This is a genomic window from Brevibacillus sp. NRS-1366 (assembly GCF_050467985.1).
The window spans coordinates 44,815-70,603 of sequence record NZ_JBITPN010000016.1; the positions used below are offsets into that span (position 1 = coordinate 44,815).

Below are 25,789 nucleotides of genomic sequence, written 5' to 3' on the forward strand. Positions count from 1 at the left end.
CAGAACATTCTTATACGTTTAAAAAGCGTGCGCGAACAAGGAGACTGATACATATGCCAGAAACTGTTGCAAAAACACGCGCTTCTGCTCCCCGCAAAAAACAACCGAGCCGTAATCGCAAAGTACGTCGATTCTTGGTTTTCTTTAGCTTGATTGCACTTCTTTTGGTTGGCGGTGTTGCTGGAGCTATTTATTGGAAAATTGATGACACTCTGAATGAAGTGACAAATGCAGGAAACAATGGCTTTACTTCGCCCGTCTCACAAAATGTTGACCCTGTTTATCATTCAGACAAGCCGATGTCCTTCATTGTTCTTGGTTCGGACAGCCGTCCAGAGACAGGTTCCATGAACACAGATGTTATGATTGTAGCGGTCGCCAACCCGAAAACGAAAAAAGTGACGATGGTCTCCATCCCGCGTGATACGCGAGTAAAGATTCCAGGCTATCGGGATTATCATAAAATTAACTCTGTTTACGCAAACGGCGAAGCTGAGCGTCGCCAGGCAGAGCGCAACAACAAGGTTCCGACCGAGGACGGAATTTCGCTGACCAAAAAGACACTCAACGAAATTTTGGGGATTCCGATTGAGCATTACGTTGCGATTGACTTTGATGGGTTCAAGGCTGTCATAGACGAATTGGGCGGTGTAGAGGTAAACGTAGACCGCAAGCTAATTTATGACGATCCGACCGATGATACCCATATTAACCTCAGTCCGGGACTCCAAAAGCTGAATGGCGAGCAAGCGTTAGGCTATGTGCGTCATCGCCACGACAACCGGGGAACCAAATACTACTCGAGCGACTTTGACCGCAACAGACGTCAACAAGAAGTCATCAAAGCGATTGTGGATAAGGTTGCTTCCGTAGAAGGATTAACCAAAGTCTTTAACATCATGGATGTAGGCGCGAAGAATATACATACCGATCTTTCTAAGGATCAAATCAAAGGCTTGGCTTTCGATTTCAAAGGCTTTAGTGCCTCGACTGTCTCTTCTCTGGAAAATGGCGCGTATTGGCAGGGCGGATACACTTATCTGGAGAAAGAAAAGCTGGAGGAAATCCGCAATTCTCTGCAAGCCGAGATGGGCTTGTCAGGAAGTGTAGTCGCTCAAATAAACAACTCGCCTGTCCTGGGCTCGGGTGAGGCTGCAGTAGCGGCATCCAGCAACCAGACGACAAAGAAAAAGAAAACAACAGAAGCAGCAGCTCCGCCTCCAACTAAGAAAAAAACACCTGAAGAGGAAGAGCAAGAGATGGAGCCTCCAGCAGATGCAGTAGATCCTGGGGAAACCTCCGATCAGGGTGCACCACCGCCGGATATCGTAGGCACTGAACAGCAAGGGCAAGCTGGACAAAATGGACAAAATGGACAAACAAGACAGACTCCACAAAAAGAGCAAACAACCCCTCCTTCAGTGCCGCCAGCGACAAATGGAGGCGCAGCACCGCCCCCTGATATTATTCAGCCATCTGCTCAAGAAGCAGGATCATCGCCTAGTCAGGGGAACTCCAATAGCAATTCATGACGAAGCATAAATAATTAAGAAGGCACCCGTTCTCCAAGAACGGGTGTTTTTTTCTATGAGCAGCTATCGAAAAAAATGAACTGGTTCAATATACTCACTTTTCAAAAAGTTTTTTTGTAAATTAACGCTCGGAGAGGTTTAGAAAACACCAAAAGCGTGGTACAATAATAATATGCTGATAAGACAGAGTAATCAGATAATTAAAAGCCTGACTGGAGGGATTTGGATGACTATTTTCTTGGTGAACCTGTTTCTGGTGATTGCTTTCGTGTACCTGATCAGCCGCCAACAAAATGAAGAATTTGTGTATGATGAAGATTTTTTCCTCCAGAACCCCTCAGCTTTGGAAGAATATCAGCAAATGCCGATTGATTTCCAACACGCCTTTTTCCGCAAACACAAAGAGTGGATCAAGGAAAAATATATGCGCGGAGAGAGCTATATTTTGGGGTACTGTCCGAATAAGGAAGTACGTCGAGCGTGGCTATCCGAATTCATGAATCAAAAAAATATCAACAATACTCCAACCCCTTCTGCGTGAAGGGGTTGTTCATTTTCCATGTTCCTGCGCTCGTGATATACTGCTTGCAGAGTACAACGAAAGACAGGGGGAGCCAAGCACGTGTTGCAATTTATGGTAGAAAAACTTAGCGATCAATTATCTGTACATGGAGTGATAACCGATATCGTTTTGCGTTCGGATCATTCCTTGCTTGCTGAAGAGGAACTGCAAGAGGTTATCATTTCCTTTGCTGCATCTGAAGAAGAAAATGTGCCCATGGCGTCCATTCACCTTTTTTTAATGCAAGAACAAGGGAGCTGTGAAGTGGAAGTAGAGGTTGCGTACCCAGGGAATCTGGAGGAAGCACAGGTAGTTCGTCAATGGGAGAGGGCGAGAACGATGATTCCAGAGATTTCCCTTACCGAAAAACGACGCTATCTGGAGCCGGAAAAAATGGCGGAAGCTTCGTTTTTGCTCGATTACCACTTCGTCGTGGAACAACCAGTCACAGATGACGAGGAAGCGCAATTTGCAAAAACGATGGAGCAATTCGCCAAGGATCTGGGAAAGCTGGTCAATATAGGGGAATAAAAAAGGAAGCGAGCCCGGGATGTTTTCTCGGGCTTTTTTGCGTATTGGCAAGTGGTAAGTTAGAAGGATTTTGTAGAAGGTACATAGAATGATGTAAGAAAGAAAAATGAATGAGCATTCATTCGCGAAGAGTGGGGGATCATGCAATGGTACTTTCAAAAGTGTTTGAACCTATTCAGATCGGATCACTGACACTACCAAATCGAATCATGATGGGCTCCATGCATGTAGGGTTTGAAAAGCTGGAGGACGGTGTCAATCGTCTCGCAACCTTTTACGCTGAGCGGGCCCGTGGAGAAGCAGGTTTAATCGTAACGGGCGGGGCATCTGTGCTCCCGGAAGGAGGCATGGGTGAGGAGTATTGCAATGTATATCGGGATGAGGATATTGAACAGTTGCGGCTTCTTACAACACAGGTGCATCAAGAAAATGGCAGGATTGCCCTGCAGCTATTCCATGCGGGCCGGTATGCAAACAAAGATCAAACGGGCATTGATCCTGTCGCACCATCACCATTGCAGGCACCCATAAACCGCTGGCAGCCGCGCGAGTTTACTGCAGACGAGATCGAAACAACAATTAAAGCCTTTGCTGACGGAGCCGTACGAGCGCAAAAGGCCGGGTTCGATGCGATCGAAATTATGGGATCAGAAGGCTATTTGATAAACCAGTTCTTGTCACCTGTAACAAATAAGCGGGAAGACGAGTGGGGAGGGGACTTTACCAGGCGTGCGCGATTTGGATTGGAGGTAGCCAAACGGGTACGCCATGCGGTAGGCCCTGATTATCCGATTATTTTTCGCATGTCTGGAGTGGACTTGATTCCTGACAGCACTACGATGGAGGAGACGTTGTTATTTGCGAGCATGCTGGAGAGGGCCGGGATGGATGCTCTCAATATCGGGATAGGCTGGCATGAGTCACGCGTGCCGACGATTGCGATGATGGTACCGCGCGGAGCCTACGTATGGGTAGCAAAGCGGGTAAAGGAAGCAGTGAGTATCCCTGTGATCGCCAGCAATCGAATCAATGATTTGCGCCAGGCTGAGTCGATCTTGAAAAGCGGGCAAAGTGATATCGTTTCCATGGCGCGCCCCTTTTTGGCTGATGCCCTGATTGTCGTCAAAAGCAAACAATCGCGATTTGATGAAGTGAATACATGTATCGCCTGTAATCAGGCTTGTCTCGATCATATTTTTGATGGGAAAGTCGCCTCCTGTCTTGTGAATCCGGAAGTAGGCAGAGAGAAGGAGTGGGCACTGATCCCGACGGATATCCGAAAAAAGGTGGCGGTGGTCGGCGCTGGGCCGGCAGGATTAGAAGCAGCAAGAGTTTTAGCAGAACGAGGCCATCACGTCGTCATGATGGAAAAGCAGAATCAAATTGGTGGACAGCTCAATTTTGCCCGTCAGGTCCCTGGCAAGGAAGAATTCAACGAAACTCTCCGCTACTATCAAACTCAATTGAATAGGCTGGGAGTAGAAATCAGACTAGGATTCACTGCGACGGTAGAGGCTTTGGAGGCGGAAGGCTTTGCAGAGGTCGTCATTGCTACAGGAGTGATTCCCCGACGCCCTGAGATTCCAGGGGTGGATCTCCCTCATGTTGTCAGTTACGATCAGGTTTTTGAACGAAAGGTGAAAGTGGGGCGGCGTGTCGCTATTGTGGGTGCTGGAGGCATTGCCTGTGATTTGTCCCATTTATTGATGCAGGAGGAGGCGCTCTCGCCAAAAGTGGCGCAATATTTGCTCGAATATCAGGTTCTCAATCAACAAGAAGTAAACCGAATGCAGGATGGCAAGCGCAAGGTCTACATGCTCCGGCGAGGAAAGCATGTTGGGACAGGGCTTGGAAAAACGACGCGCTGGGCGGTTCTCGCTAGTTTGGCGCGGCATGGAGTCGAGATGATCACACAGATTGATTACAATAAAATTACTGTGGAAGGTGTGCTCGTGAGTCAAAAGGACGAAGAACGGCTGATCCCCGCTGATACAGTGATCGTCGCCGCCGGAGCAACCTCTAATGACAGGCTGTTTCAAGACCTAAAGGGCCGTTTGCCTGTTCATGTGATTGGCGGAGCGAGGGAAGCTGGGGAGCTGGATGCCAAACGTGCCATTCTGGAGGGCTCCGAAGTAGGAAGAATCATCTAGCGTAAACAGCAAAGAGATTTTCTATTCCGAAAAAAGAAGCCGTGGTGTATGATGAATGGAGTGTGTCATCTTTTAAGAAGTTTTGTCGAAACACTTTTCATCGTACGTATCTTCTTGCAAAATAGGGTCATACTGTTCAAATTCATTTGATTGGGGGCACTCGCCTTGATGAATCATAATGGCATTCTTTTGGGGAAACGTTACTTCCTGTACTCTTCTGCTCCAATAATAGAGGTGGAAGGGTGGACGTTTACGATTGCCCCAGGGTTTAAGGTGATTGCAGGCGGCAGCGCAAACCCACTACAAACATTAATCAGCATTTATTGTGAAAATGAAAAAGTAGCCCAGCTCGTGCTTCATCATAGACGCAGCGATTCGGATGTTACCGTGCAGGCAGTCTCTAGTGATTTACTGTTGGAAATCGCTCCGGCGACCCGAACCGTAAGTGTGGCAGAAAAGCTGTAAGGCACCCGGAATGGGTGCTTTTCACTTTAAAAATATACCATTATACAAATGAGGCTAGGGGGCAGAAGGATATGCAATTGAACGAATGGAAAGCAGGTGAGTTTCACCTGACATGGTTGAAAGGCGGTCTGACTCAGCTGGACGGAGGAGCAATGTTTGGGGTTGTGCCCAAGCCGCTCTGGAGCAAACGCTACCCTTCGAATGAACTCAATCAAATCCCGCTTCGGGCGGACCCGATTTTGGTAGAGGCGCATGGAAAACGAATTTTGATCGAATCAGGCATGGGGAATGATCGATTGACGGAGAAGCAGAAGCGTAATTTTGGCCTTGAGGAAGAGTCCCAGATCATTCCATCACTGGCGGTAAAGGGACTGACTCCGGCGGACATCGACATCGTCATCATGACGCATATGCACTACGACCACGCGAATGGACTGGTATCCTGGCAGGATGGTCAGCTCGTCTCTACATTTTCAAAAGCGGTGATTTATGTGCAGGAGCTGGAATGGGCAGAAATGAGAGAGCCGAATATCAGGTCCCGCAATACGTATTGGGAGGAAAACTGGCGCCCTATTGAGCACCAGGTACAGACGTACGCAGACACTTATGAGGTATTGCCAGGCATCTCCTTGCATCACACGGGCGGCCACAGTCATGGACATGCTGTCGTGCGGATGGAAAGCGAAGGCCAGCTCATTCTCCACCTCGCTGATATTATGCCGACCCATGCTCATCAAAATTCTTTGTGGGTGATGGCTTACGACGACTATCCGATGACCTCTATCTATGCCAAGGAAGAATGGATCAAGGAAGGAATGCGGCAAGGCGCCTGGTTTACGTTTTACCATGACGCGCTCTATCGAGTCGTTAAATGGAGTGAAAAAGGCGAAATCATCGAGCATATTGATGTAGCGTTGTAAAAACCGGGGGATCCCGGTTTTTTTGTTTACGTGTAAGCATCTTATCGAATTTTTGATAAGTCTCATAGAAATTTTTCATAATCGAAAAATTTTGAATGATGATTGACGAACCTTTGTTTGCTCACTACAATGAGAACATCGTAGAGCGTCTGTTCTACTATCGGAAAGTACTCGCCTGCACCAGAGGCTTGGCGAACCCAAGTTTTCTAATACAGATAAGAATTTATAACCATTCTTATCCAGTATAAGTGCAACTACGGCTCTGCTGTCGCCTAAAGGCTCGGCATCGCCAAGTTTTCTAATAGCAGACAGCGAGAGACAGAACAGTTGCGAGGAGAGCGAAAACATGAGTTGGTTGAAGACACGTTTGCAGGAGTTTCACCCGATTGTCTGGTCTTTGGTGGTCGGGACGGTGTTCGTCAGGGCTGCCAGCTCAATGAGCATGCCGTTTTTGTTTTTATACTTATCCAATAATACGGATATGGATTTGGCGACGATCGGGCTGACGATAGGAGCTGGTCCACTGGCAGGAACGCTGGGTGGATTCATTGCCGGCACCTTGTCTGACAAAATTGGCCGCAGACGAGTCATGCTGGGTGCCTTGTATGTATGGACGTTTGTGTTTGTCGGCTTTGCCCTAAGTAAAAATCCGATGATTCTGCTGTTGCTCAACATGGCCGGCGGGCTCTGTAGGTCGTTTTACGAGCCGGTTTCACAAGCGTTGATGGCCGATGTGACGCCGCCAGAAAAGCGTTTCCGCGTGTTTAGTTTGCGCTACACAGCTATCAACGTCGGGGTTGCGGTGGGACCGATTGCAGGCGCAGTGCTAGCGAAGACATCGGTCGCCCTGCCCTTCATGATTACAGCGATCATCTACCTCTTTTATGTGATTAGCTTGCAAGGCTTGCTCAACAAGTTTGGCATTAAACAAATTGAGGGACAGAAAAAAGAGACCGTGACATTCGGACGCGCCTTTCGGGTAGTTGTGCAGGACAAAGCGTTCCGTCTATATATGATTGCCGGCGTACTCGGAGCGATTGGTTATTCGCAAATGTCCTCTACACTGGCCAAATTCGCGGAGATGACAGTCACTAACGGGACAGAGCTATTTGCGATCCTCATGAGTGTAAATGCGATTGTGGTGGTGCTGATGCAATTGCCGCTAACCAGTTGGGCAGAAAAAAAGACGCCTCTCACCGCGATTATGGTGGGAAACGTCATGTATGCCCTAGGAGATGTGGGATACGCCTTTGCCAGCTCTTGGTTGGTGTTTATTGTAGCGATGGTCCTGTTCACATTTGGTGAAATATTGACCTTTACAGCAGGGGATGTCCTGATTGACCGGATGGCGCCAGAAGGTATGCGCGGCAGCTATTACGGCGCGAAAAGCTTCAGTAATCTGGGGCAATTCATCGGTCCCTGGATGGGCGGGATCCTGCTCGCTTCTTATGGAGGGACGACACTATTCCTGGTTGTCGCTGCGTTCTCGATGATGAGCACCGCATTCCAATGGGCAGGTCAGCGAGTATACCTGGCGAGTCATGGCAAATCGCTCAATTATTCGCGTGTAGATTCACTGTAAGGCTTGCATAATGCGCTCGGCAATGCGCGCATAGCCTTTTTCATTCGGATGGAAGTGGTCCGCGTACAAATAAGTCTGTTCCTTGCGGAGGAACAAATCGTAGGTTGGCACCACGATCACATGTGGATAACGAGCAGCAATCTGGGAAGAAGTATTATTCCAGTCGAGTACGGGCTTGATCGTTTCGAGACCTGTCTCGGTATCTCCGAATGGATTGTAAAGCGATGTATAGACAATGGTAGCGTTTTTGTTTAACAAACGAATTTGCCGAATAATTTCTTCGTAGTTGGTCGTAAGTCCTTTGATGGCTGCGGCCACTTTTTCTTTGTCGATGGAATACAGGCCGCCTGTTTGCTTGAACAAGTCGTTGCCGCCAATCGTAAACAAGATCAGATCGGCTTCAGTCAGCAGTGTTTTTACTTGCTGCTGGGATATTTGAGTAAGTAAATCGGACGACTCTTGGCCGTTGATCGCCAGGTTCGTAAAGGTAATCGATTGACCGTTTTGCTTTTCCAGTGCTTGGCGCACGAGACCTACATAGCCCTGACCGTTTGCGTCACCCGCTCCTCGTGTGAGAGAATCCCCCAAAGCGACGACCTTGTGAACACCCGCAGCTGGCAAAGGCGTTGCCGGTTTGGCAGTGTGGGCAGGGGGAGCAGCATTTGACGGCGCTAGCTGCTGCGGATTCATGGCGAGCACAAAGCCTATAGCAAAAAGCAAAAAGGAAAGAAAAGACAGAAGACCTGCCGTGCGCCAAAGGAGTTGGCCGGATGTGCGCATCGGGTACCCTCCTATTCGATGTTGGATGGTTTTGCATGGTATAATGTGGATGGACATCTTTTGTCAGTGTACCATAAACAGAACGTCTCCGTCAGGCGATGGGACGACATATGGATAGGAGGGCGCACTTTGGCCGATACAGTCCTCACGGTAAAAGGCTTGAAAAAAGCGATCGGGGGAAAACCGATCATTCATGATATTACGTTTGATGTCAACGCTGGCGAGGTGTTTGGTTTTCTAGGCCCCAATGGCGCTGGTAAAACGACGACGATCCGCATGTTAGTTGGCTTGGCGAAAGCAGATGGTGGCGATATTCGCATCGGGGACATCTCGTTGCAGGAAGATTTTCCAAAGGCGATCTCACAAGTAGGTTGTATCGTCGAAAATCCAGAGCTGTACAAGTTTTTGACAGGCAGGGAGAATTTGGAGCAATTTGCACGTATGAGCGGCGGTATATCTGCGGCGCGTATGGAAGAAATCGTCCGCTTCGTGGATTTGGAGAGAGCCGTCGACGACAAGGTAAAAACGTATTCGCTTGGTATGCGCCAAAGACTCGGTATTGCTCAAGCACTGCTTCATCGACCTAAAATCCTGATTTTAGATGAACCGACAAACGGTCTTGACCCGGCTGGTATCCGTGAGCTGCGTCAGTTTATCCGCCGCCTTGCCGAGGAAGAGGGGCTAGCTGTTTTTATCTCCAGCCACTTGCTCAGCGAGATAGAGATGATGTGTGACCGTGTGGCGATCATCAGCCAAGGAAACGTGATATCGGTAGGCGTCGTGAAGGAACTGATGGAGCAGTTTGCCAATCAGGTAGATTGGACAATCCCGCCCGCTCATCTGGAGCAAGCGTCTCGTGTTCTGGGTGGAATAAAAGCGGTCACGGAAGTATGGCAAAGCGGGGAAGAACGGTTGAAAACCCGCATGGATGTAGAGCAAGTGAGTGCAGTGAACCAGGCACTGGTAAACGCGGGAGTTCCTGTGACGGGTATCGCAACCAAGACGGTTACATTAGAGGATCTGTTCCTTACCTTGACGGGAGGGGGTGGGAAACATGGGACAGAGCATGCTGGGACTCGTACAAAATGAGACGGTAAAACTGCTTCGCCGCCGGCGTTTTCTCGTCGTGGTGCTCATTCTGGCTATCCTGATTCCGATCTTTACATACGCGCAGTACCGTTCCGTAGTTACTGCTCAGGAACGAATGGGGACAACGGATTGGCGCCCACTGCTAACCCAGCAAATCGTTGACATGCAAAACAGGCTGGCGTCGAGCCGCCTTCCCGAGGAGTGGCGGGATTTCATTAAAATCCGGATTCAGCAGCAGCAGTATTACCTCGATCATGATATTAATCCGATGGCACCTGGCGGACCTACGTTTGCCCGCGGCTTCATGGATCAGGCTATCTCGATGTTTTTGCCGATGATCATCGTAGTACTGGCAGTTGATCTGGTGTCAGCGGAGTTTAGCGAAGGGACAATCAAGCTGCTTTTGACCCGTCCAGTCAGGCGCTGGAAGGTGCTAACCAGCAAGTACATTACGTTGCTGCTATTTACTTCGCTCACCGTGTTGATGACGCTGATCCTGGCTTATCTGATGTCTGGTGTGGTTTTTGGTTACTCGGGCTGGGATCTCCCGATACTGACCGGCTTCGAGGTGACAGGAGGGGAGCTTTCGACGGCAGGGGCGTTCATGCTCCCACAGTGGCAGTTTTTGCTCATGCAGTACGGGCTCGGCTGGTTTGTATGCATGGTGGTAGGCACTGTTACCTTCATGGTTTCCGTACTTGTTCGCAGTGCAGCAGCCGGGATGGGGATTATGATGGCAGCGCTCATCAGTGGAACGATCTTAACCCAGATGGCGTCCTCGTGGGAGTCCTCCAAGTATTTGTTTGTCGTGAATCTGCAATTGACTGATTATCTGAATGGAACCTTGCCGCCAATCAAAGGAATGACCCTGCCCTTCTCGCTTGCTGTCCTTTCGATCTGGGCGATTGCAGCACTGATTGTAGCTTATACGGCTTTTATCCGCAGAGATGTGACGTCCTGATTTGGCAAAAATGGTTACTTTTTCTGTTTCTGTACGTATAGCATATGTAGATACGTAACAACGAGAGGAGATTAACCCTTTACGATGGAAATGCTGTGGAAATGGGGTAGTGTAGTGGCTACGAGCATGTTGGAGTTATGGGCAGCGATTCCGCTTGGATTTGCCTTGCAACTGCCTCCAGTCATGATCGGAATTCTCAGTGCGATTGGGGCGGTTGCAAGTGCAGGAATCGTGATCTTTTTGGGCGGCTCGCTGCGAAGCTGGCTGCTCAAGCGAATTGAGAAAAAAGGGAAAAAACAAGGGCGCATGGCGCGCATTTGGGATAAATACGGTGTCATTGGTTTGGGCCTAGCCTCTCCACTTTTGACCGGAGCGCCACTCGGTGCCGCGCTCGGTATCTCACTTGGTGCACCGACGGGTAAGCTGATGGGGTGGATGGCTATCGGAATCGTCATTTGGAGTGTGATTTTGACGATTGCTGTTGCATACGGTCTGCTCCAATTCATGACGCCATGAAGTACTGACAAAAACCGCTTTTGCTTCGTGCAAAGGCGGTTTTTGTGTGTTGAATAAGGACGCTGGTCACTAGATGGCGATAATTCATTTTGGAGATGATTCAGAAAATTTATTTTATATTGTTGACGCCTTTGTGTTTTGTGGTATAAATAGGTTATGTTAAAGAAGGTTTTCCTGCGTCAATATTGTTATTATGAAGCAGTTGATTCTGCATTTAACCATTATGAGAAAAGGAGTAAATAAATGTCGTTTGAGCTGCTTGTCAAGGAATCTTTTACACAGTTGTCGTCAGGACAGAAAAAAGTAGCTGAGTATTTGTTGGAAAACATTGAAAAAGTCGCTTTTTTTACTGCTGTTCAGATAGGCAGGGAAGCAGATGTTAGTGAAACGACTGTGATCCGCCTTGCCTATGCACTAGGTTTTAGAGGGTTTTCTGACATGCAGGCTTCGATCCAGCAACATGTCCTGGAAAGCAGTACGTCCCGTTTTACAGAAAGTGCACCACTCGCAGGAGAAGAGTCGAGCATTTTTACGAGGGTGATCGAGCGGGACTTTGCGATCTTGCGGCAAACCTTGCACCAGTTGAACCAGCAGGACGTATGGAAAGCGGTGGATTGGCTGATGGAGGCGGATCAGGTACTCATTATTGGGTATCGCGCTTCTTATGCGGCAGCTCATTGGTTTACTTATTACCTCAGCATGATCCGCAAGAATGTGCTGCTCATTCCATTCAATGGCGAAATAGAAGAGAGGATCGTCAGTTTGACGGACAAGTCTGTCGTCGTCGCTGTCTCCTTCCCGCGCTATACCAAAGATACGATACGGGTAGTAGAAGCCAGCAAGCAAATGGGTGCGAGAATCATCGCCGCTACAGACCGACTATTGTCTCCTGTCAGCCGTCTGTCCGACATCGCCTTTACCACTGAAATTAACATCGAGTCGGGTCACTACTCCAATGCTTCCGTCATCAATCTATTGAATTTGTTGCTTGCAGGTATCGAAGAAAAAAACAGCACGCAGACCGAAACGAGGATGAAAAAATTCGAGCAGCTCTATTCCAGTTGGAGCACTTTTGTGGAATAGTTGGAGGCCTATGAAAGGGGGGATTTTTGTTTCTTTGTTTAAATTGAATTAACTGCCAATTGGAAACAGTCAAAAAGAAAGAGGGGTCTACATGAAGAAAAAATGGTTACTAAGTCTTTGGATTTCCATGTTGGCATTTGCGGTTGGACTGAGTGGCTGTTCCCAGTCCTCATCCAGTTCAGGAGGGAACAAAGAGTTGGTTGTGGCGTTCGACTCTGATGTTCCTACCATGGATCCGCACATGCATAATGAGCCGAATGCGATCACGACGAACTGGCATATTTTTGATTCGCTGCTCTTCCTGTCGCGTGATCTGAAAATCGAGCCGGGTTTAGCAGAGAGCTACGAACGAAAAGACGACCTGACATGGGTCTTCAAGCTCCGCCAAGGCGTCACCTTTCATAATGGTGAGGAATTCAATGCAGATGCTGTCAAGTTTTCTTTGGAACGGGTGTTGAATGAGAAACAAAAGAGCCCGCAGCGTGGTAATATCAGTGCGATTTCAGCTGTGAACGTACTGGATCCTTACACGGTAGAAATCAAGACAAAGGAACCATATAACCTACTGCCGCACCGCTTGTTCTATCTCAGCATCGTCCCACCCAAATACGTGCAAGAGGTTGGGGACCAGGAATTCGCACAAAAGCCGGTGGGAACTGGGCCTTACAAGTTTGTTGAGTGGGTGAAAGGGGACAAAATCGTTCTGGAAGCTAATGACAAATATTATAAAGGTGCGCCAAAAATCAGCAAGGTAAGCTTCCGTATCATTCCTGAGGTAGCGACCCAAATTGCCGAACTGCAAAGTGGCGGGGTAGATATTATTCGCATGGTTCCGCCTGATATGCTAGCTCAGATTGAGGGGAATCAACAAATCAAGGTTGCTTCAACACCGTTGTTGCGTGTGTATTACATCGCCTTTGACACGCAGAAAAAGCCGTTTGACGATATTCGCGTACGGCAGGCGATGAACCACGCAGTTGACATTGATAAAATCGTTGAAAAAGTATTGGGTAACAAAGCTGTTCGTACTCCTACGGGAGTAAACCCGAATCACTTTGGATTTGATGAAGGGATTAAGCCGTATGCATTCGATCCCCAGAAAGCAAAAACGTTATTGAAAGAGGCAGGATATGCTGACGGCTTTGAAACCGAAATCCATTATTTTACACCGGGGATTGGCCAGCAGATCACAGATGCTGTTATTTCCGATTTGAACAAGATTGGGATCAAAGCGAAAGCAAAATTTTATCCAGAGTCCAGCTCGTTTGTAGAAAAACAGCGCGCAGGCGATCTACCGTTCCGTTTGGGACATTGGGGCAGTTATTCCGTCTATGATGCAGATGCGATTCTCCAGCCGATGTTCGACAGTAAGGGAGTGTATGGCAGGTACTTTAACACGCCAGAGCTGGATGCATTGATTAACGAGGCGCGTTCGTCCGTCGATCAGGAAAAACGAAAAGCGCTTTATAGCCAGGCCCAACAATTGTTACACAAGGAAGCGCCATGGATATTCTTGTTCTCGCCTATGGACAATCAGGCATACAACACCAAGCTGCAATTCCAAGCAAGGGCGGATGAACGCATTTTTGCTTATGAGATTGATATCAATCCGTAACTACCCGAGAATGCAGAATTAGAAAGTAAGGGGAGGAGCATACGCCATGCGTGAAAAGGAGAGCTTCTCCCCTCAATACCTGAAAGGAGGAAACCTATGTGGGAGCACTGTTGAAGCAATGCTTGCGAATTGTCCTCGTGTTGTTTGGGATTTCGTCTATTGCATTTTTTCTCATCCATTTATCGGGGGACCCTGTGCTCTTGATGCTGCCGCCGGAAGCTACTCAGGAGGAAATTGACGCTTTTCGACATCAGATGGGATTTGACAAGCCTTTATCAGAACAGTACGTCCACTTTCTGGTACAGGCAGTCCAAGGAGATTTCGGTGATTCTCTCAAGTTTCATCAGCCGTCCCTGGATGTCGTGTTGGAACGAATACCAGCCACATTGGAACTAACGCTGCTTGCAACTGTTTTGAGTATTGTCATCGCCATTCCACTGGGGATCTACTCGGCTGTAAACCGAAATTCCGTCTCGGAAAATTTGGTGACCGTTGCAGTTTTTTTGGGACAGTCGATGCCAATCTTTTGGACCGGAATTATGCTCATGCTTTTGTTTGGAGTAAAGCTGCACTGGTTGCCTGTTTCAGGAAGAGGGAGCTGGGAGCATTTGATTATGCCAGCTTTTACACTCGCGGTGTGGGTTGCCCCGACCACTCTTCGGATCGTTCGATCGAGCATGCTTGAGGTACTGCAGCAAGATTACATCCGTACAGCGCGCTCCAAAGGATTAGGGGAGAAAGTCGTCATTTACAAGCATGCATTGAAAAATGCAGCGATCCCGATCATTACAGTCGTAGGCTTTCAGATCGGCAAACTTCTGGGTGGAGCAGTCGTGACGGAGACTGTATTTGCTTGGCCAGGGGTAGGACAGCTCGTCGTCAAGGCGATTTATACGGCAGACTATCCATTGGTGCAGGCCTGTGTCGTGATCCTGGCAATCATTGTAGCCGCGATGAACTTTGGTGTCGACTCTATGTACCGTTACCTCAATCCCAAAATCAAATCTGGCTAGTAGAGGTGAGTTTCAATGAGTAATGCAGGGTTGCAAACCGCTGTACAGCCAGTTGTGGAGGCCCCCAAACAGGCTGTTCCCGAATGGAAGCGGAAGTACCGTAAATTTGTTAAAAATCCTATCGGTATAATAGGACTCGCTATGGTTCTGCTGATTACATTTATTTCGATAGCGGCACCGCTTTTAACCAGTCATGATCCGATTGAAGTCAATCTCGATCATAAATTAATGCCACCGGTCTGGCAGGTTGGCGGAACATGGGACCACTGGCTGGGAACGGATGAAGTAGGACGAGATGTCTGGGCGCGTCTCGTATACGGTTCACGGGTTTCTTTGTCAGTCGGATTCTTTGCAGTCGTGATTTCCCTCTCACTGGGTACGGCACTGGGGATCTTGGCGGGATATTTTCGTGGCAAGACGGATTTTGCCATATCAACAGTGGTTGACATCATGATGGCTTTTCCATTCATCTTGTTGGCTCTTGCCACGATTGCTGTCATGGGGCCGAGTCTTCCCAACATGATCCTCGTCCTTGGCTTGACTGACTGGACACAGTACGCAAGGCTTGTTCGTGGAGAAGTGATCAGTCTACGCGAGCAGGAATTCATCCAGGCTGGCTACGCCTTGGGAAGCAGGCATTGGCGAATTATTTGGCGGCATCTGTTGCCCAACTGTCTTCCGTCTGTAATCGTGCTAGCCACGTTAGCCATGGCAAGGGCGATCTTGATGGAATCATCACTTAGTTTTCTCGGCCTGGGTGTCAGCTCTCCTACACCGAGTTGGGGCTTCATGATGAGTACTGGCCGCCCGTACATCGCAACAGCGTGGTGGCTTGCAACACTCCCGGGTATCGCAATTCTGATAACAGTCCTAGGGATCAATCTGGCAGGTGACCGGATTCGTGACATGTTGGATCCGAAAGTAGATTAATCGGTTGGTATATAAACGAGAAAGGGTCGAGATAAAGATGAAAGCAGAAAAAATCGTTCTACGTAAAATGAGCATGACCATGAAATCGCCATTCCAAACCAGCTTTGGCACACAACTTGTCCGTGATTTTATGTTAGTAGAAGTTCACACCAAGGATTTCGTCGGTTACGGCGAGTGTGTTGTTTCCGGTCTGCCATTCTATAGTGAAGAAACAGTGGGCACGGCTTGGCACATGCTGGAAGAATTTTTGGTTCCGATGATCTTCGAAAAGGAATCGATCAGTCATCCTGATGACATCGCAGCCATGTTTGCCCCGATTCGTCGCAATAATATGGCGAAAGCAGCACTGGATGCAGCTTATTGGGATTTGTATGCAAAACAAAAAGGGATTACTCTCGCAAAAGCATTGGGCGGGACCAAAGACAAGATTGAAGTAGGCATTAGTCTGGGGATCGAAGCCGACATCAATGATTTATTCCGCAATGTTGAAAAGTATTTGGAGCAAGGGTACCGCCGGATGAAGATCAAGATCGCGCCGGGCAAGGACGTCCATGTTATTCGCGCCTTGCGCGAGCGCTTCGGCAATATCCCGATGATGGCAGACGCCAACTCCGCCTATACATTGGATGATCTGGAAATGTTGAAACAATTGGATGAGTTCGATCTTATGATGATCGAGCAGCCTTTGGCTCACGATGACATTATCGACCATGCCGCGCTGCAAAAAGAGTTAAAGACGCCGATTTGTCTCGATGAGAGTATTCATTCTTATGAAGATGCCCGCAAAGCCATCGAGTTGGGCAGCACCCGTATTATTAACGTGAAGGTCGGACGAGTCGGGGGACTTACAGAGGCTAAGCGAATCCATGATTTGTGTCAGGAAAAAGGAATCCCGCTATGGTGTGGAGGGATGCTGGAGTCTGGAATCGGTCGGGCGCACAATGTCGCAATCACGACTTTACCCAACTTCACGCTTCCTGGAGATACAGCAGGCTCATCTCGTTACTGGAAGGAAGACATCATCTCTCCCTATGTGGAAGTAGCGGCGGACGGAACGATTACGGTACCGGATGCACCAGGAATCGGCTATACACCCGTACCAGAGCTGATAGAAAAATACACTACAGCCAGCAAGGTTGTCATGAGAGGGTAGGGCACATGAATGTAAAAATGGTTTGTGACTATCTGAAAGAGAACCAAAATGAAATCATTCGGACTTACGAGGAGCTTCATCAGTTGGCAGAGCCGAGCTGGCAGGAAGAAAAAACGTCGCATTATCTCGCGCAACGACTGCGTCAAGCAGGGCTGACTGTGCGTACATATCAAGGTCATTTCGGTTTGACAATAGATATTCCCGGAGAAGAAAAACAGATCGTCGCCCTTAGAGCCGACATGGATGCACTGGTACAGGAAGTGAATGGCGTTGTGAAGCCGAATCATTCTTGTGGGCACGATGGACACAGCACAATGGCCTTGTATACGGCCTTGGCATTTGCTGCAACCGGCGTGCAACCGAAGAAGACGATCCGTTTTCTATTCCAGCCGGCAGAAGAAAAAGTGGGTGGGGCCTTGCAGATGTTGAAGGATGGTGCGCTGGAAGACGTCGATGTTCTGTTCGGTGTGCATCTTAGACCAGTGATGGAATTGGCAAATGGTACGGCTGCTCCCGCCATTTCGCACGGGGCCAGTGCGACAGTCCACGGCACCATCTCCGGGCTGCAGGCTCATGCTTCGCGCCCTGAGCGGGGCAAAAACGTGATAGAAACGGCAGCATTATTGGTGCAGGTGCTTTCCAACATTCGTTTGGAAGCAGGCTGTCCATTCTCAGTGAAAATGACACAGTTTTCAGCCGGAGGAGAAACTTCCAATGTCATTCCTGACCGGGCTACCTTCAAATTGGATGTGAGGGCGCAGACCAATGAGGGAATGGACGAATTGCAAGAAAAGCTTAAACACGTCTTCTACCACGTGGGGAGTCTGATGGGGGCCCCAATCGAATGGAGCATACCGGGAGCAGTTCCTGCCGCAACACTAAATGATAGAGCGTCGGCAATCATGCGAGAAGCGATTGCCCATGTACTAGGAAAAGACAACGTGAAGGAGCCTTGTGTTTCACCTGGGGGAGAGGACTTTCACTTTTACACCTATCACAAACCAGAGATGGCAGGGACCATGCTGGGATTAGGCTGCGGTCTCTCTCCAGGTTTGCATCATCCCGACATGTCCTTTGACACAAAGGCGCTCATAACAGGAGCACAAATCCTGGCGACGGCGGTGCTATTATCAGCCAATGGAGGTGACGTATGAAGATGGAACCCATCCTCCAGATTGAGGACTTGCGAATTTCCTTCCGCGGGGAAGATGGTGACTTCCACCCTGTCAGTGGAATCAATTTTCGTGTCCATGCGGGAGAGACGCTGGGTATTGTCGGGGAATCGGGTTGTGGCAAGAGTGTTACCTCCCTGGCGATCATGGGTCTTCTGCCAAAAGGGATTGGCCGCGTCAGCGGTGGGCGAATCCTGTTCCAAGACAAATGTATTACGGATATGTCGCAAATAGATCTGCAAAAGATTCGGGGCAATGAGATCGCAATGATTTTCCAGGAACCAATGACGTCGCTCAATCCGGTCTATACGATTGGTGAACAATTGGGGGAGCAGATACGTCTGCACTTAAGGCTAGGTAAACGGGAGGCCCGTCAAAAAGCAGTCGATATGCTTAGGGTGGTTGGCATTCCCCGCGCAGAAGAGATCGTGAAGGAGTACCCTCATCAGTTGTCAGGGGGGATGAGGCAGCGTGTCATGATCGCTATGGCAATGTCGTGCGATCCAAAAGTATTGATTGCCGATGAGCCAACGACTGCTTTGGATGTGACCATTCAGGCTCAAATCTTGGATCTAATGCGGGAATTGAAGGAAGAGAAGGGTACATCCATTGTCTTCATTACGCATGACCTGGGCGTTGTGGCGGAGATGTGTGACCGTGTCCTAGTGATGTATGCGGGACAAGTGATCGAGGAAGCGACTGTGAAGGAGTTGTTCCATAATCCGCAGCACCCTTATACGAAAGGCTTGATCGCCTCCATCCCGTCACTAGATCAGCAGCAGCGCAGGTTAAACTCCATACGCGGAACGGTGCCACACCCATCAGCCATGCCAACAGGCTGCAGATTCGCTTCGCGTTGCGACCATGTCCGGGACACATGCAAAGAAATTCCGCCGCTTATTGATATCGGAGATGAGCACAAATGCCGCTGTTGGTTAGTGAAAGAAGGAGGTGACGTTCATGGAGGAGGCTTTGCTTACGGTTCGTGATTTAAAAAAGTACTTTCCGGTCAAGGGAAAATGGTTACAGCCGACGACCCATATCAAGGCGGTGGACGGCGTCTCTTTTTCGATAAAAAAAGGGGAAACAGTCGGGCTTGTCGGTGAGAGCGGTTGTGGAAAATCGACGACAGGCAGGGCGCTGTTGCATCTATTGCCGCCGAGCGGGGGAGAGGTGCGCTATCAGGGGAGGGACTTGACCAAGCTGTCAGCGAGCGAACTGCGGCTTCTTCGAAAAGAACTGCAAATCGTTTTCCAGGACCCGTATGCATCTCTTGATCCGCGCATGAAGATCCGGGACGTCCTCCTAGAGCCATTGGAAATACACGGCATTGGGAGCAAGCACGAACGACTGAAAAAGGTAGAAGAGATTTTGGAGATCGTCGGTTTGGGCGGTCACTATGCCAATCGATATCCTCATGAGTTCAGCGGGGGACAGCGTCAGCGTATTGGCATTGCCCGTTCATTAATTTTACGTCCGTCCTTGATCGTAGCAGACGAGCCGGTTTCTGCACTGGACGTCTCCATTCAGTCGCAGATTCTCAATTTACTTCAGGATTTGCAGGAACAGTTTGATCTGACATATCTGTTTATCTCGCACGATCTGAGTGTAGTAAAGCACATTTGCAACCGGGTTGGAGTCATGTATTTAGGCAGGCTGGTGGAATTTGCCCCGAAAGAAACGCTGTATGCCGCTCCTGCCCATCCTTATACGCAGGCACTTCTTTCCGCCGCGCCCATAGCCAATCCGGATGTCAAACCGCAACGGATTATTTTGAAAGGAGATGTGCCCAGTCCAGCGAATCCCCCTAGCGGATGCACGTTTCATACACGTTGCCCCTATGTCATGGATATTTGCAAGACTGTCCGGCCGGAATTGGCGCCTGTCGATAGCCAAGGGCATTGGAGTGCGTGCCACCTTCACCATCAGTAAACTACCAGGGACTTTTGCGCATGTATCAAACCAGTTCAAAACGAGTATTCGTTTTGGCTGGTTTTTTTGTACAGAGAATTTATAAAATTCCTATCCAGTATAAGGGCAACCGCGACTCCGCCAAAAGGCATGGCGTAGCCAGGTTTTCTAATTTCTTTTCGTTAAGATACCTGTTTCATCATTCATGTATAATAGAAGAAACGTGTTCTTTCTTTTCATTCGGTTGCAAAAAGTCTGTACAAATTGAGAGGAGTTAACCTACAGGCATGAATGAAACCAATCAATTGCTAGCAGCCTATAATCGCACAGCTTACCCATTAATTGGTCACGGAAAAAGGAACTTGCAAGTATTGAAAGACGTAGTAATTGAGCTGGATGGTAATAGGGAGAGCGATGTATACGGTACGGGAGAGGTCATCGAGGAATTCCAAAAGAAGATAGCAACGTTTTTAGGAAAAGAAGCAGCGATTTTCTTTCCAAGTGGAACGATGGCACAGCAAATCGCGATGCGCATTTGGTGTGATAAAAAGGGCTTAAAAAGAGTCGCCTATCATCCGCTGAGTCATTTGGAGATTCACGAAGAAGATGGTTTGAAAGAACTGCACGGGATCGAAGCGGTGCTGCTGGCGGATGAAACGAGACAAATTCAGCTCGAAGACGTGCTGAACATGGGTACGAATGTTTCCTGCCTGCTATTGGAGCTGCCTCAGCGCGAACTCGGCGGGGAGTTGCCAGATTATGAAGATCTGGAAGCAATCTCTGCCTTTTGCCATGAAAAGGGGATCGTACTGCACCTAGACGGAGCCCGACTGTTAGAAGCGCTTCCTTACTATCAAAAGACGGCAGAAGAAATTTGTCAGCTGTTTGATAGTGTCTATCTTTCTTTCTATAAAGGAATCGGGGGAATTGCCGGGGCTATTTTGGCAGGGGACAAACCGTTTCTAGATGAGTCAGTCGTATGGAAAAGGCGTTACGGTGGGGATTTAATCAGCTTGTACCCTTATATTTTAGCAGCAGATCATTTTTTCACCACGAGGCAGGATCAGTTTAACAAGTACTATGAAGGCGCTAAAGAGCTTGCCAGTCTTTATAACCAATGTCATGGCATTGTGACCCGACCGGTCGTTCCCGTATCCAACATGTTTCATATTCATTTTCCATTACCAACAAAGAAGCTTGAGCCCATTTTGCTCTCCATTTATGAGGAAACAGGAGTTGGCATGATTATGCGCCTCAGAGACAAGGATGAGGCATCGAGCTATTGTGAAGTGAACATCGGGGATCAATATGCGAGCGTTCCGAAAGAAGTGTTAACAAAAGCATTTCAATTGCTGGATCAGAAAATGAAAGAAGCATAGGAAGAGCGCTCTCCTTATTGTTGACAGCAAAACCAATTCATTACATTCCTTTTCGGATTGGCAAATTTTGCGTAGAATATACAAGAAGGAATTGATGTGCCTGAAAGTGAGGGATTTGCGATGGAAGATAAAAAAGAAGCGCTGGTACCTGAACTAGACGAATTGCTTTACAAGTTTACGGAACTGTTGACGGGGGAAGCCACTCCTGAACGAGTCGAAATGGTGAAAATATGGTGCTTATATACGCATATGTCCAAAGCGATGCCGCCACTGATTCAACATTGGGCGAGCGAGCCGGAGCATCAGGAAGCACGAAACCAAATTAAGGAAATCATTGAGCAGATTAAGCAGTGGAATCAGACGAAAAATCAAAAGCATTAATACGTGCCAGCATTAGAAAAACCAGTCCAATGATTTTGTTATGGACTGGTTTATTCGTCTTTTCATGGAGATTGTGAGGGGAATCACAAATAACGAGCGATTAGCCGAACTAGCTTGGAGGGGAACTCATTTAGATCGGTAATATCCAAAAATCTCTCATTCCCGTAGATTTTACCAATGACATCCTTATCTTGACCGATTGCAGCTGCGAGAAATGTAATTCCCTTCCGTTCATATTCCTGTATGGTCTGCTGCATGTCAAAAGCAGCATAGCTACCAGTATAGTCGTCCATTGCTTTTGGTTGTCCGTCACTTATGCTGATTAAAAGCTTTGTCTCTTCCGGCATAGCTGCTAACCTTTCCGCCATAATTCTAAGAGCCATTCCATCACGATTATTACTTCTAGCAGAAATCCGCATAAGCCTGAATCGATCATGGGAATCCGCTTTATCAAAGTCGGCATAGGCAAAGATCGACATTTGTTCCATCTTGGAAACATCGGCAGTATCACCGTAGATCAGGATGGGAATATGACAAAGCTGACAAAATTCATAGACCGCGATTATGGCTCGTTTTGCTGCTTCCAATCTCCCAAAAGCTGACATGGAGGCTGATTCATCGACCCGGAGTCCCACTACAAGGGAAGGGGATTCAGTCGGGGGACGCTTCTTGGTAAAATACCTGAAATCCTTGTAAGCGACGCTGTCTGCCTGAAATTTGCTGCCATAGTAATGGTTCCTGGCAAATTCAGAAGATATCTCATGCTCCAGAAGCGGAAGTGTTTTTCTGGCAATTTCCAGCACAATCGGCATGAGGCTCTTGCTTAGACTGACGTATTCCTGTTGGTTTTTCTGATCATAATCTGGACGGTGAACAATGAGTTTCACATTTTTATGAATAGAGTCGGATACAATCGCTCTTGCTGCCTGGTTCAGCTTTTTGCGGAAATCACGTTCTTTTTGTTTCGCAGCCTCTGACATTGGCCCAGGATTTAACTGATGATAGCCGGGAGAGCCATTTTCTTCAGAATGGGAGCTTTCCATATTCGTAGAATCGTCAATAGCAAAAGAAGAGCCAACGTCGCTATCAGCAGACTTCTTTAATGCGATGCCTTTTTTCTCACCATGGTTGATTTCGTCCAAATCGGTGTCAGCTATCTCTCCCCATGTTCTGATTTCGATTGCATCGTCACTATTTCGTTTTTTTTTACGTCCTTCAAGACTTCCTCTAAGCTGGCCAATAAACCATCGTTTTTAAGTGCTTCTTCCAATAGGTTGATTTCTTCGGAATCGGTAGTTATTTTGTAGATGACTTTATGATAAAGTGATCCTTTTGCAGAAGCACCACTTGCAATGGCATCGGTCCAGTAGAAATAGGAACGCATTCCGGCCACACCTTTAATCGCATTGGCCCGGGTTGTTTTGTCCAAAACAATTATGATATCCGCCAACACATCCAATACCTTTTCATCCCTATAACCCGTTTTGGACATGGCCCGTTCAATCATGATGTCTTTGGTTGGAAGGTCCATCTTTTCCGCGTGCTGAACCCTGTCGCGGAGCGCTTCGTTAAGCGGTCTGGACCCTGCATAGCTGCGGTTTGTAGTGATGACCGCTATGAAGTCCGGATGCCTGCGTACCATTTCTGTTGGCAGATTGATGCTTCCATCCGGCTCCAAGGCAGAATTAAGTGCCATTAACACCGCAGCATCCCGAATGACATTTGGTTCTTGTATTTCCAGGAGATAGCCTTTTTGATAGGCCCTCACGATTTCGGAGGGGTAGAACCGATACTCGATAGCATCGCTGCCCGTGTTTTCCACAGCCAGCTTCAACAATTGCTTCATTTTTATGGAGGCAGTCTCCTGCGTAATCCCCATGACGTCCATCAATATTTCCGTTGCGCTATGAAAACGGTCACTTTCATACAAAGCTTTCAAAGCGTTTCTATCCGCAGGCTCCATCCTTTCTAAACGCTCGGAGGAAATGACCGGCAAAATAGCACCGATAATATCCGATTTATCCATATCGGCAAAACAGGTCACTTTCGTATACGGCAGCCCAAAATTGGCCGATAAGGCTTTGGCTAGTTGTGTTTTACCGGAACCGGCGTCACCCTCTAACAGGATAGTGGCGATTTTCATTTCCCCGCGATTCCAGTTGCGACATACTTCTTCACTAATACGCTGTTCTGCTTCGCTGACCTTATGTGATAACGGCTTTTTCCAGACAAGCTCTTTTTCTGCATCGGTCAGTTGTCTAGCAGGTGACAGAAAGTATTTCTCATGCTCATTCATGACCTTTCTCCTCTCCGTTATGATGCCGGGCCTCTCGTTGCTTCGCTTCTTTTTTGGGCAATAATGGGGGTCAACAATAGCGCGCCGATGACGATCAAACTGCCGCTGAATACATAAACCGTAAGTAGGGAGAAGGTATCCTTCAGATAGCCGGATAGGAACATGCCGATCACCATCATCCCCATAAAAACAGGAGTGATTGCTCCCGATACCCGGCCTATAAATGCCCCTTCCGTATTCCGTACAATAAGCGTTTGGATTCCCCCTTGAATGCAAGGGTAGAACAAACCGCTGATCACCAAAAAGACGATGGTCAGCAAAATCATCGTAGACGCGCCTATTCCGATGGTACAGATGGCGCTGACAAACAGGCCTACCATGAGCAACAGCTGTGGCTTCACCTTTTTGGCTATCCCGATGATGGCGATTCCACCTACCAGCATGGCTGCCCCATTAGTCATAACCAACCACTGCAGAAATTGTTTGTCCTGTCCCAATTGCTCGATGGCGATGAAAATTTGAAGCGGCTGTGTCAGTCCTGCCGCCAATCCGACAACCGCAAAAGTCAGACTGAGTGTTCGTAATTGTTGATTGGACCCGATGTACCGCATCCCGGCCGTTAGCTCCTGTATGAAGCTGTCGGCTTCGCCAGACCTCGGTTCCTCTGCGTCCCGGGGAAGCGACGACAAGACAAGGGAAGACCCTAGGAACAGAACTGTCGTCAGGACGAGGGGAACTTCAATTCCAAACTGAATAAAAATAAACGTGCCAATGACCGGACCCAAAACCGTAAAGACGGCCACAAGGGATTGAGACATTGCCATCACACCCTGCAGTTGTTCGCCTGGCACATGTCGCTTGTACAGTTTCATGGCCGAAGGTTGGGAGAATTGAGACAGGCTGGCGGAAACAAACGATCCGATGAGAAGCGCAATCCAGCCGCCGTTCATAATGGCAAGCAGCACAGCCACTACGGACAAGGCAGACAGAGAATCGCTCCATACCATTGTCTGCTTCGGTCGCCATCGGTCGGCAAAGGTCCCACCAATAATGGCAAAGAGAAAGATCGGCGAGAATTCCGCGACCGAAATAAGCGATACATAGACAGGATTGTTATTTGTTACTTCCGTTATATAAAGTAGGACGGCATAATTTCGGATCCATACGCCAAGCTGCAGCAGCACCCTGGAGAGGATAATCGTCCGAACGTATCGATTGGAAAACAAACTAATACCCCATTTCCTTTAGCATTCTCGATAAAGCACGCAGCCTTTCCCCGATCAACTCATCATCAGCGCTCAGAGCCTGGCTGAACAGCTTCATATCTTCATTGATTCTCTCATTGTCTGTATTTACTGCCACGGTCATGGCAGCCCCTTGTAGGCCAATCCGGTCGATTACAGGCTTCTGCGGATCATAGAAATGCTCATATCTGTAGGCATCACGAAAGTGTGCGATCGACCGGCAAATCATAATGGACAAATCAAGAAAGCGATGGAGAGGCAGCTCCTCCAATTGTCTTGTGCGTTGTTCTCCCGTATTTCCCCATACTTTGGCTGAAAGAGCGAATTTCCCCTGATCGTTCCATTGGGTCAACCCTAAAGAAAGGCTTTTCGCATCCGAGCTTTGGGCGAATCGGCCGTCAACCTTATCATAGTTTTCAGATATGATAACAGGTTTATGGCTTGTAGTAGTCGGTGTTTTCATTTTTTCTTCCTCCTAAATAAACGTTTTTAAAATAAGTTTGCCATATAACAAACATTTTAAT

25 protein-coding genes are annotated in these 25,789 nt (G+C 48.2%); 20 read left to right on the forward strand and 5 right to left on the reverse strand.

Annotated features, from left to right (window positions below):
* Positions 1–53 precede the first annotated feature (53 nt).
* The 7 genes from ACIFQN_RS08300 to ACIFQN_RS08330 all read left to right on the forward strand — a co-directional run bounded on the left by ACIFQN_RS08300 (position 54) and on the right by ACIFQN_RS08330 (position 7,742).
* Entirely contained in the window at positions 54–1,532 is a 1,479-nt protein-coding gene (locus ACIFQN_RS08300; protein ID WP_429832541.1) for an LCP family protein, read from the forward strand.
* A 226-nt stretch (positions 1,533–1,758) separates the two neighbouring features.
* Positions 1,759–2,073, forward strand: a complete 315-nt coding sequence (locus ACIFQN_RS08305; RefSeq protein WP_429832542.1) for a hypothetical protein — start codon at positions 1,759–1,761, stop codon at positions 2,071–2,073.
* Between the two features lie 81 nt (positions 2,074–2,154).
* Positions 2,155–2,625: a hypothetical protein gene (locus ACIFQN_RS08310; protein ID WP_429832543.1), complete on the forward strand. Its 471-nt coding sequence runs from the start codon at positions 2,155–2,157 to the stop codon at positions 2,623–2,625.
* Positions 2,626–2,771: 146 nt separating this feature from the next.
* Positions 2,772–4,775, forward strand: coding sequence for an FAD-dependent oxidoreductase (locus ACIFQN_RS08315; protein ID WP_429832544.1), 2,004 nt, complete (start codon positions 2,772–2,774; stop codon positions 4,773–4,775).
* A gap of 168 nt (positions 4,776–4,943) precedes the next feature.
* Positions 4,944–5,240, forward strand: a complete 297-nt coding sequence (locus ACIFQN_RS08320; RefSeq protein WP_429832613.1) for a hypothetical protein — start codon at positions 4,944–4,946, stop codon at positions 5,238–5,240.
* A gap of 71 nt (positions 5,241–5,311) precedes the next feature.
* Positions 5,312–6,160 (forward strand): YtnP family quorum-quenching lactonase, encoded by an 849-nt coding sequence (locus ACIFQN_RS08325; RefSeq protein WP_429832545.1) that lies wholly within the window; start codon positions 5,312–5,314, stop codon positions 6,158–6,160.
* Between the two features lie 346 nt (positions 6,161–6,506).
* Positions 6,507–7,742 (forward strand): MDR family MFS transporter, encoded by a 1,236-nt coding sequence (locus ACIFQN_RS08330; protein WP_429832546.1) that lies wholly within the window; start codon positions 6,507–6,509, stop codon positions 7,740–7,742.
* Here ACIFQN_RS08330 and ACIFQN_RS08335 read toward each other — a convergent pair.
* Positions 7,734–8,522, reverse strand: coding sequence for a GDSL-type esterase/lipase family protein (locus ACIFQN_RS08335; protein ID WP_429832547.1), 789 nt, complete (start codon positions 8,520–8,522; stop codon positions 7,734–7,736). The two genes, ACIFQN_RS08330 and ACIFQN_RS08335, sit on opposite strands and share 9 nt — an antisense overlap.
* Before the next feature lie 129 nt (positions 8,523–8,651).
* On the opposite strand from ACIFQN_RS08335, the gene ACIFQN_RS08340 reads away from it, so the two are divergent.
* From ACIFQN_RS08340 to ACIFQN_RS08400, 13 genes are all read left to right on the forward strand, one after another.
* Positions 8,652–9,611 (forward strand): ABC transporter ATP-binding protein, encoded by a 960-nt coding sequence (locus tag ACIFQN_RS08340; RefSeq protein ID WP_429832548.1) that lies wholly within the window; start codon positions 8,652–8,654, stop codon positions 9,609–9,611.
* Positions 9,577–10,572, forward strand: a complete 996-nt coding sequence (locus tag ACIFQN_RS08345; protein WP_429832549.1) for an ABC transporter permease — start codon at positions 9,577–9,579, stop codon at positions 10,570–10,572. The genes ACIFQN_RS08340 and ACIFQN_RS08345 overlap by 35 nt, the downstream gene beginning before the upstream one ends.
* Before the next feature lie 84 nt (positions 10,573–10,656).
* On the forward strand, positions 10,657–11,088 hold the full coding sequence (locus tag ACIFQN_RS08350; protein ID WP_429832550.1) for a small multi-drug export protein: 432 nt from the start codon (positions 10,657–10,659) through the stop codon (positions 11,086–11,088).
* Between the two features lie 243 nt (positions 11,089–11,331).
* Complete coding sequence (locus ACIFQN_RS08355; RefSeq protein ID WP_429832551.1) at positions 11,332–12,171, forward strand: MurR/RpiR family transcriptional regulator; 840 nt, start codon at positions 11,332–11,334, stop codon at positions 12,169–12,171.
* 91 nt (positions 12,172–12,262) lie between these two features.
* A complete protein-coding gene (locus tag ACIFQN_RS08360) occupies positions 12,263–13,786 on the forward strand; it encodes an ABC transporter substrate-binding protein (protein ID WP_429832552.1) in 1,524 nt (507 codons plus the stop codon).
* A gap of 98 nt (positions 13,787–13,884) precedes the next feature.
* Positions 13,885–14,799, forward strand: a complete 915-nt coding sequence (locus ACIFQN_RS08365) for an ABC transporter permease (protein WP_429832553.1) — start codon at positions 13,885–13,887, stop codon at positions 14,797–14,799.
* Between the two features lie 15 nt (positions 14,800–14,814).
* Complete coding sequence (locus ACIFQN_RS08370) at positions 14,815–15,729, forward strand: ABC transporter permease (RefSeq protein WP_429832554.1); 915 nt, start codon at positions 14,815–14,817, stop codon at positions 15,727–15,729.
* 37 nt (positions 15,730–15,766) lie between these two features.
* Entirely contained in the window at positions 15,767–16,882 is a 1,116-nt protein-coding gene (gene menC / locus ACIFQN_RS08375; protein ID WP_429832555.1) for an o-succinylbenzoate synthase, read from the forward strand.
* A 5-nt stretch (positions 16,883–16,887) separates the two neighbouring features.
* The gene (locus tag ACIFQN_RS08380; protein ID WP_429832556.1) at positions 16,888–18,036 is read left to right on the forward strand and encodes a M20 peptidase aminoacylase family protein; all 1,149 of its coding nucleotides are present in this window, start codon (positions 16,888–16,890) and stop codon (positions 18,034–18,036) included.
* Positions 18,037–18,038: 2 nt separating this feature from the next.
* Positions 18,039–19,043 (forward strand): ABC transporter ATP-binding protein, encoded by a 1,005-nt coding sequence (locus ACIFQN_RS08385; protein WP_429832614.1) that lies wholly within the window; start codon positions 18,039–18,041, stop codon positions 19,041–19,043.
* Entirely contained in the window at positions 19,015–19,986 is a 972-nt protein-coding gene (locus ACIFQN_RS08390) for an ABC transporter ATP-binding protein (protein ID WP_429832557.1), read from the forward strand. Before ACIFQN_RS08385 ends, ACIFQN_RS08390 begins: the two co-directional genes overlap by 29 nt.
* Positions 19,987–20,252: 266 nt before the next feature.
* Positions 20,253–21,344, forward strand: coding sequence for a threonine aldolase family protein (locus tag ACIFQN_RS08395; protein WP_429832559.1), 1,092 nt, complete (start codon positions 20,253–20,255; stop codon positions 21,342–21,344).
* Between the two features lie 120 nt (positions 21,345–21,464).
* The gene (locus ACIFQN_RS08400; RefSeq protein WP_429832615.1) at positions 21,465–21,725 is read left to right on the forward strand and encodes a DUF2573 family protein; all 261 of its coding nucleotides are present in this window, start codon (positions 21,465–21,467) and stop codon (positions 21,723–21,725) included.
* Between the two features lie 83 nt (positions 21,726–21,808).
* Here ACIFQN_RS08400 and ACIFQN_RS08405 read toward each other — a convergent pair whose 3' ends face one another.
* The 4 genes from ACIFQN_RS08405 to ACIFQN_RS08420 are packed head-to-tail and all read right to left on the reverse strand — an operon-like array spanning position 21,809 to position 25,728.
* On the reverse strand, positions 21,809–22,867 hold the full coding sequence (locus tag ACIFQN_RS08405; protein ID WP_429832560.1) for a vWA domain-containing protein: 1,059 nt from the start codon (positions 22,865–22,867) through the stop codon (positions 21,809–21,811).
* 11 nt (positions 22,868–22,878) lie between these two features.
* Positions 22,879–24,021 (reverse strand): AAA family ATPase, encoded by a 1,143-nt coding sequence (locus tag ACIFQN_RS08410; RefSeq protein ID WP_429832562.1) that lies wholly within the window; start codon positions 24,019–24,021, stop codon positions 22,879–22,881.
* A gap of 17 nt (positions 24,022–24,038) precedes the next feature.
* Positions 24,039–25,247, reverse strand: a complete 1,209-nt coding sequence (locus ACIFQN_RS08415) for an MFS transporter (protein ID WP_429832563.1) — start codon at positions 25,245–25,247, stop codon at positions 24,039–24,041.
* Position 25,248: 1 nt separating this feature from the next.
* The gene (locus tag ACIFQN_RS08420) at positions 25,249–25,728 is read right to left on the reverse strand and encodes a DUF6530 family protein (protein ID WP_429832564.1); all 480 of its coding nucleotides are present in this window, start codon (positions 25,726–25,728) and stop codon (positions 25,249–25,251) included.
* Positions 25,729–25,789: the final 61 nt, after the last annotated feature.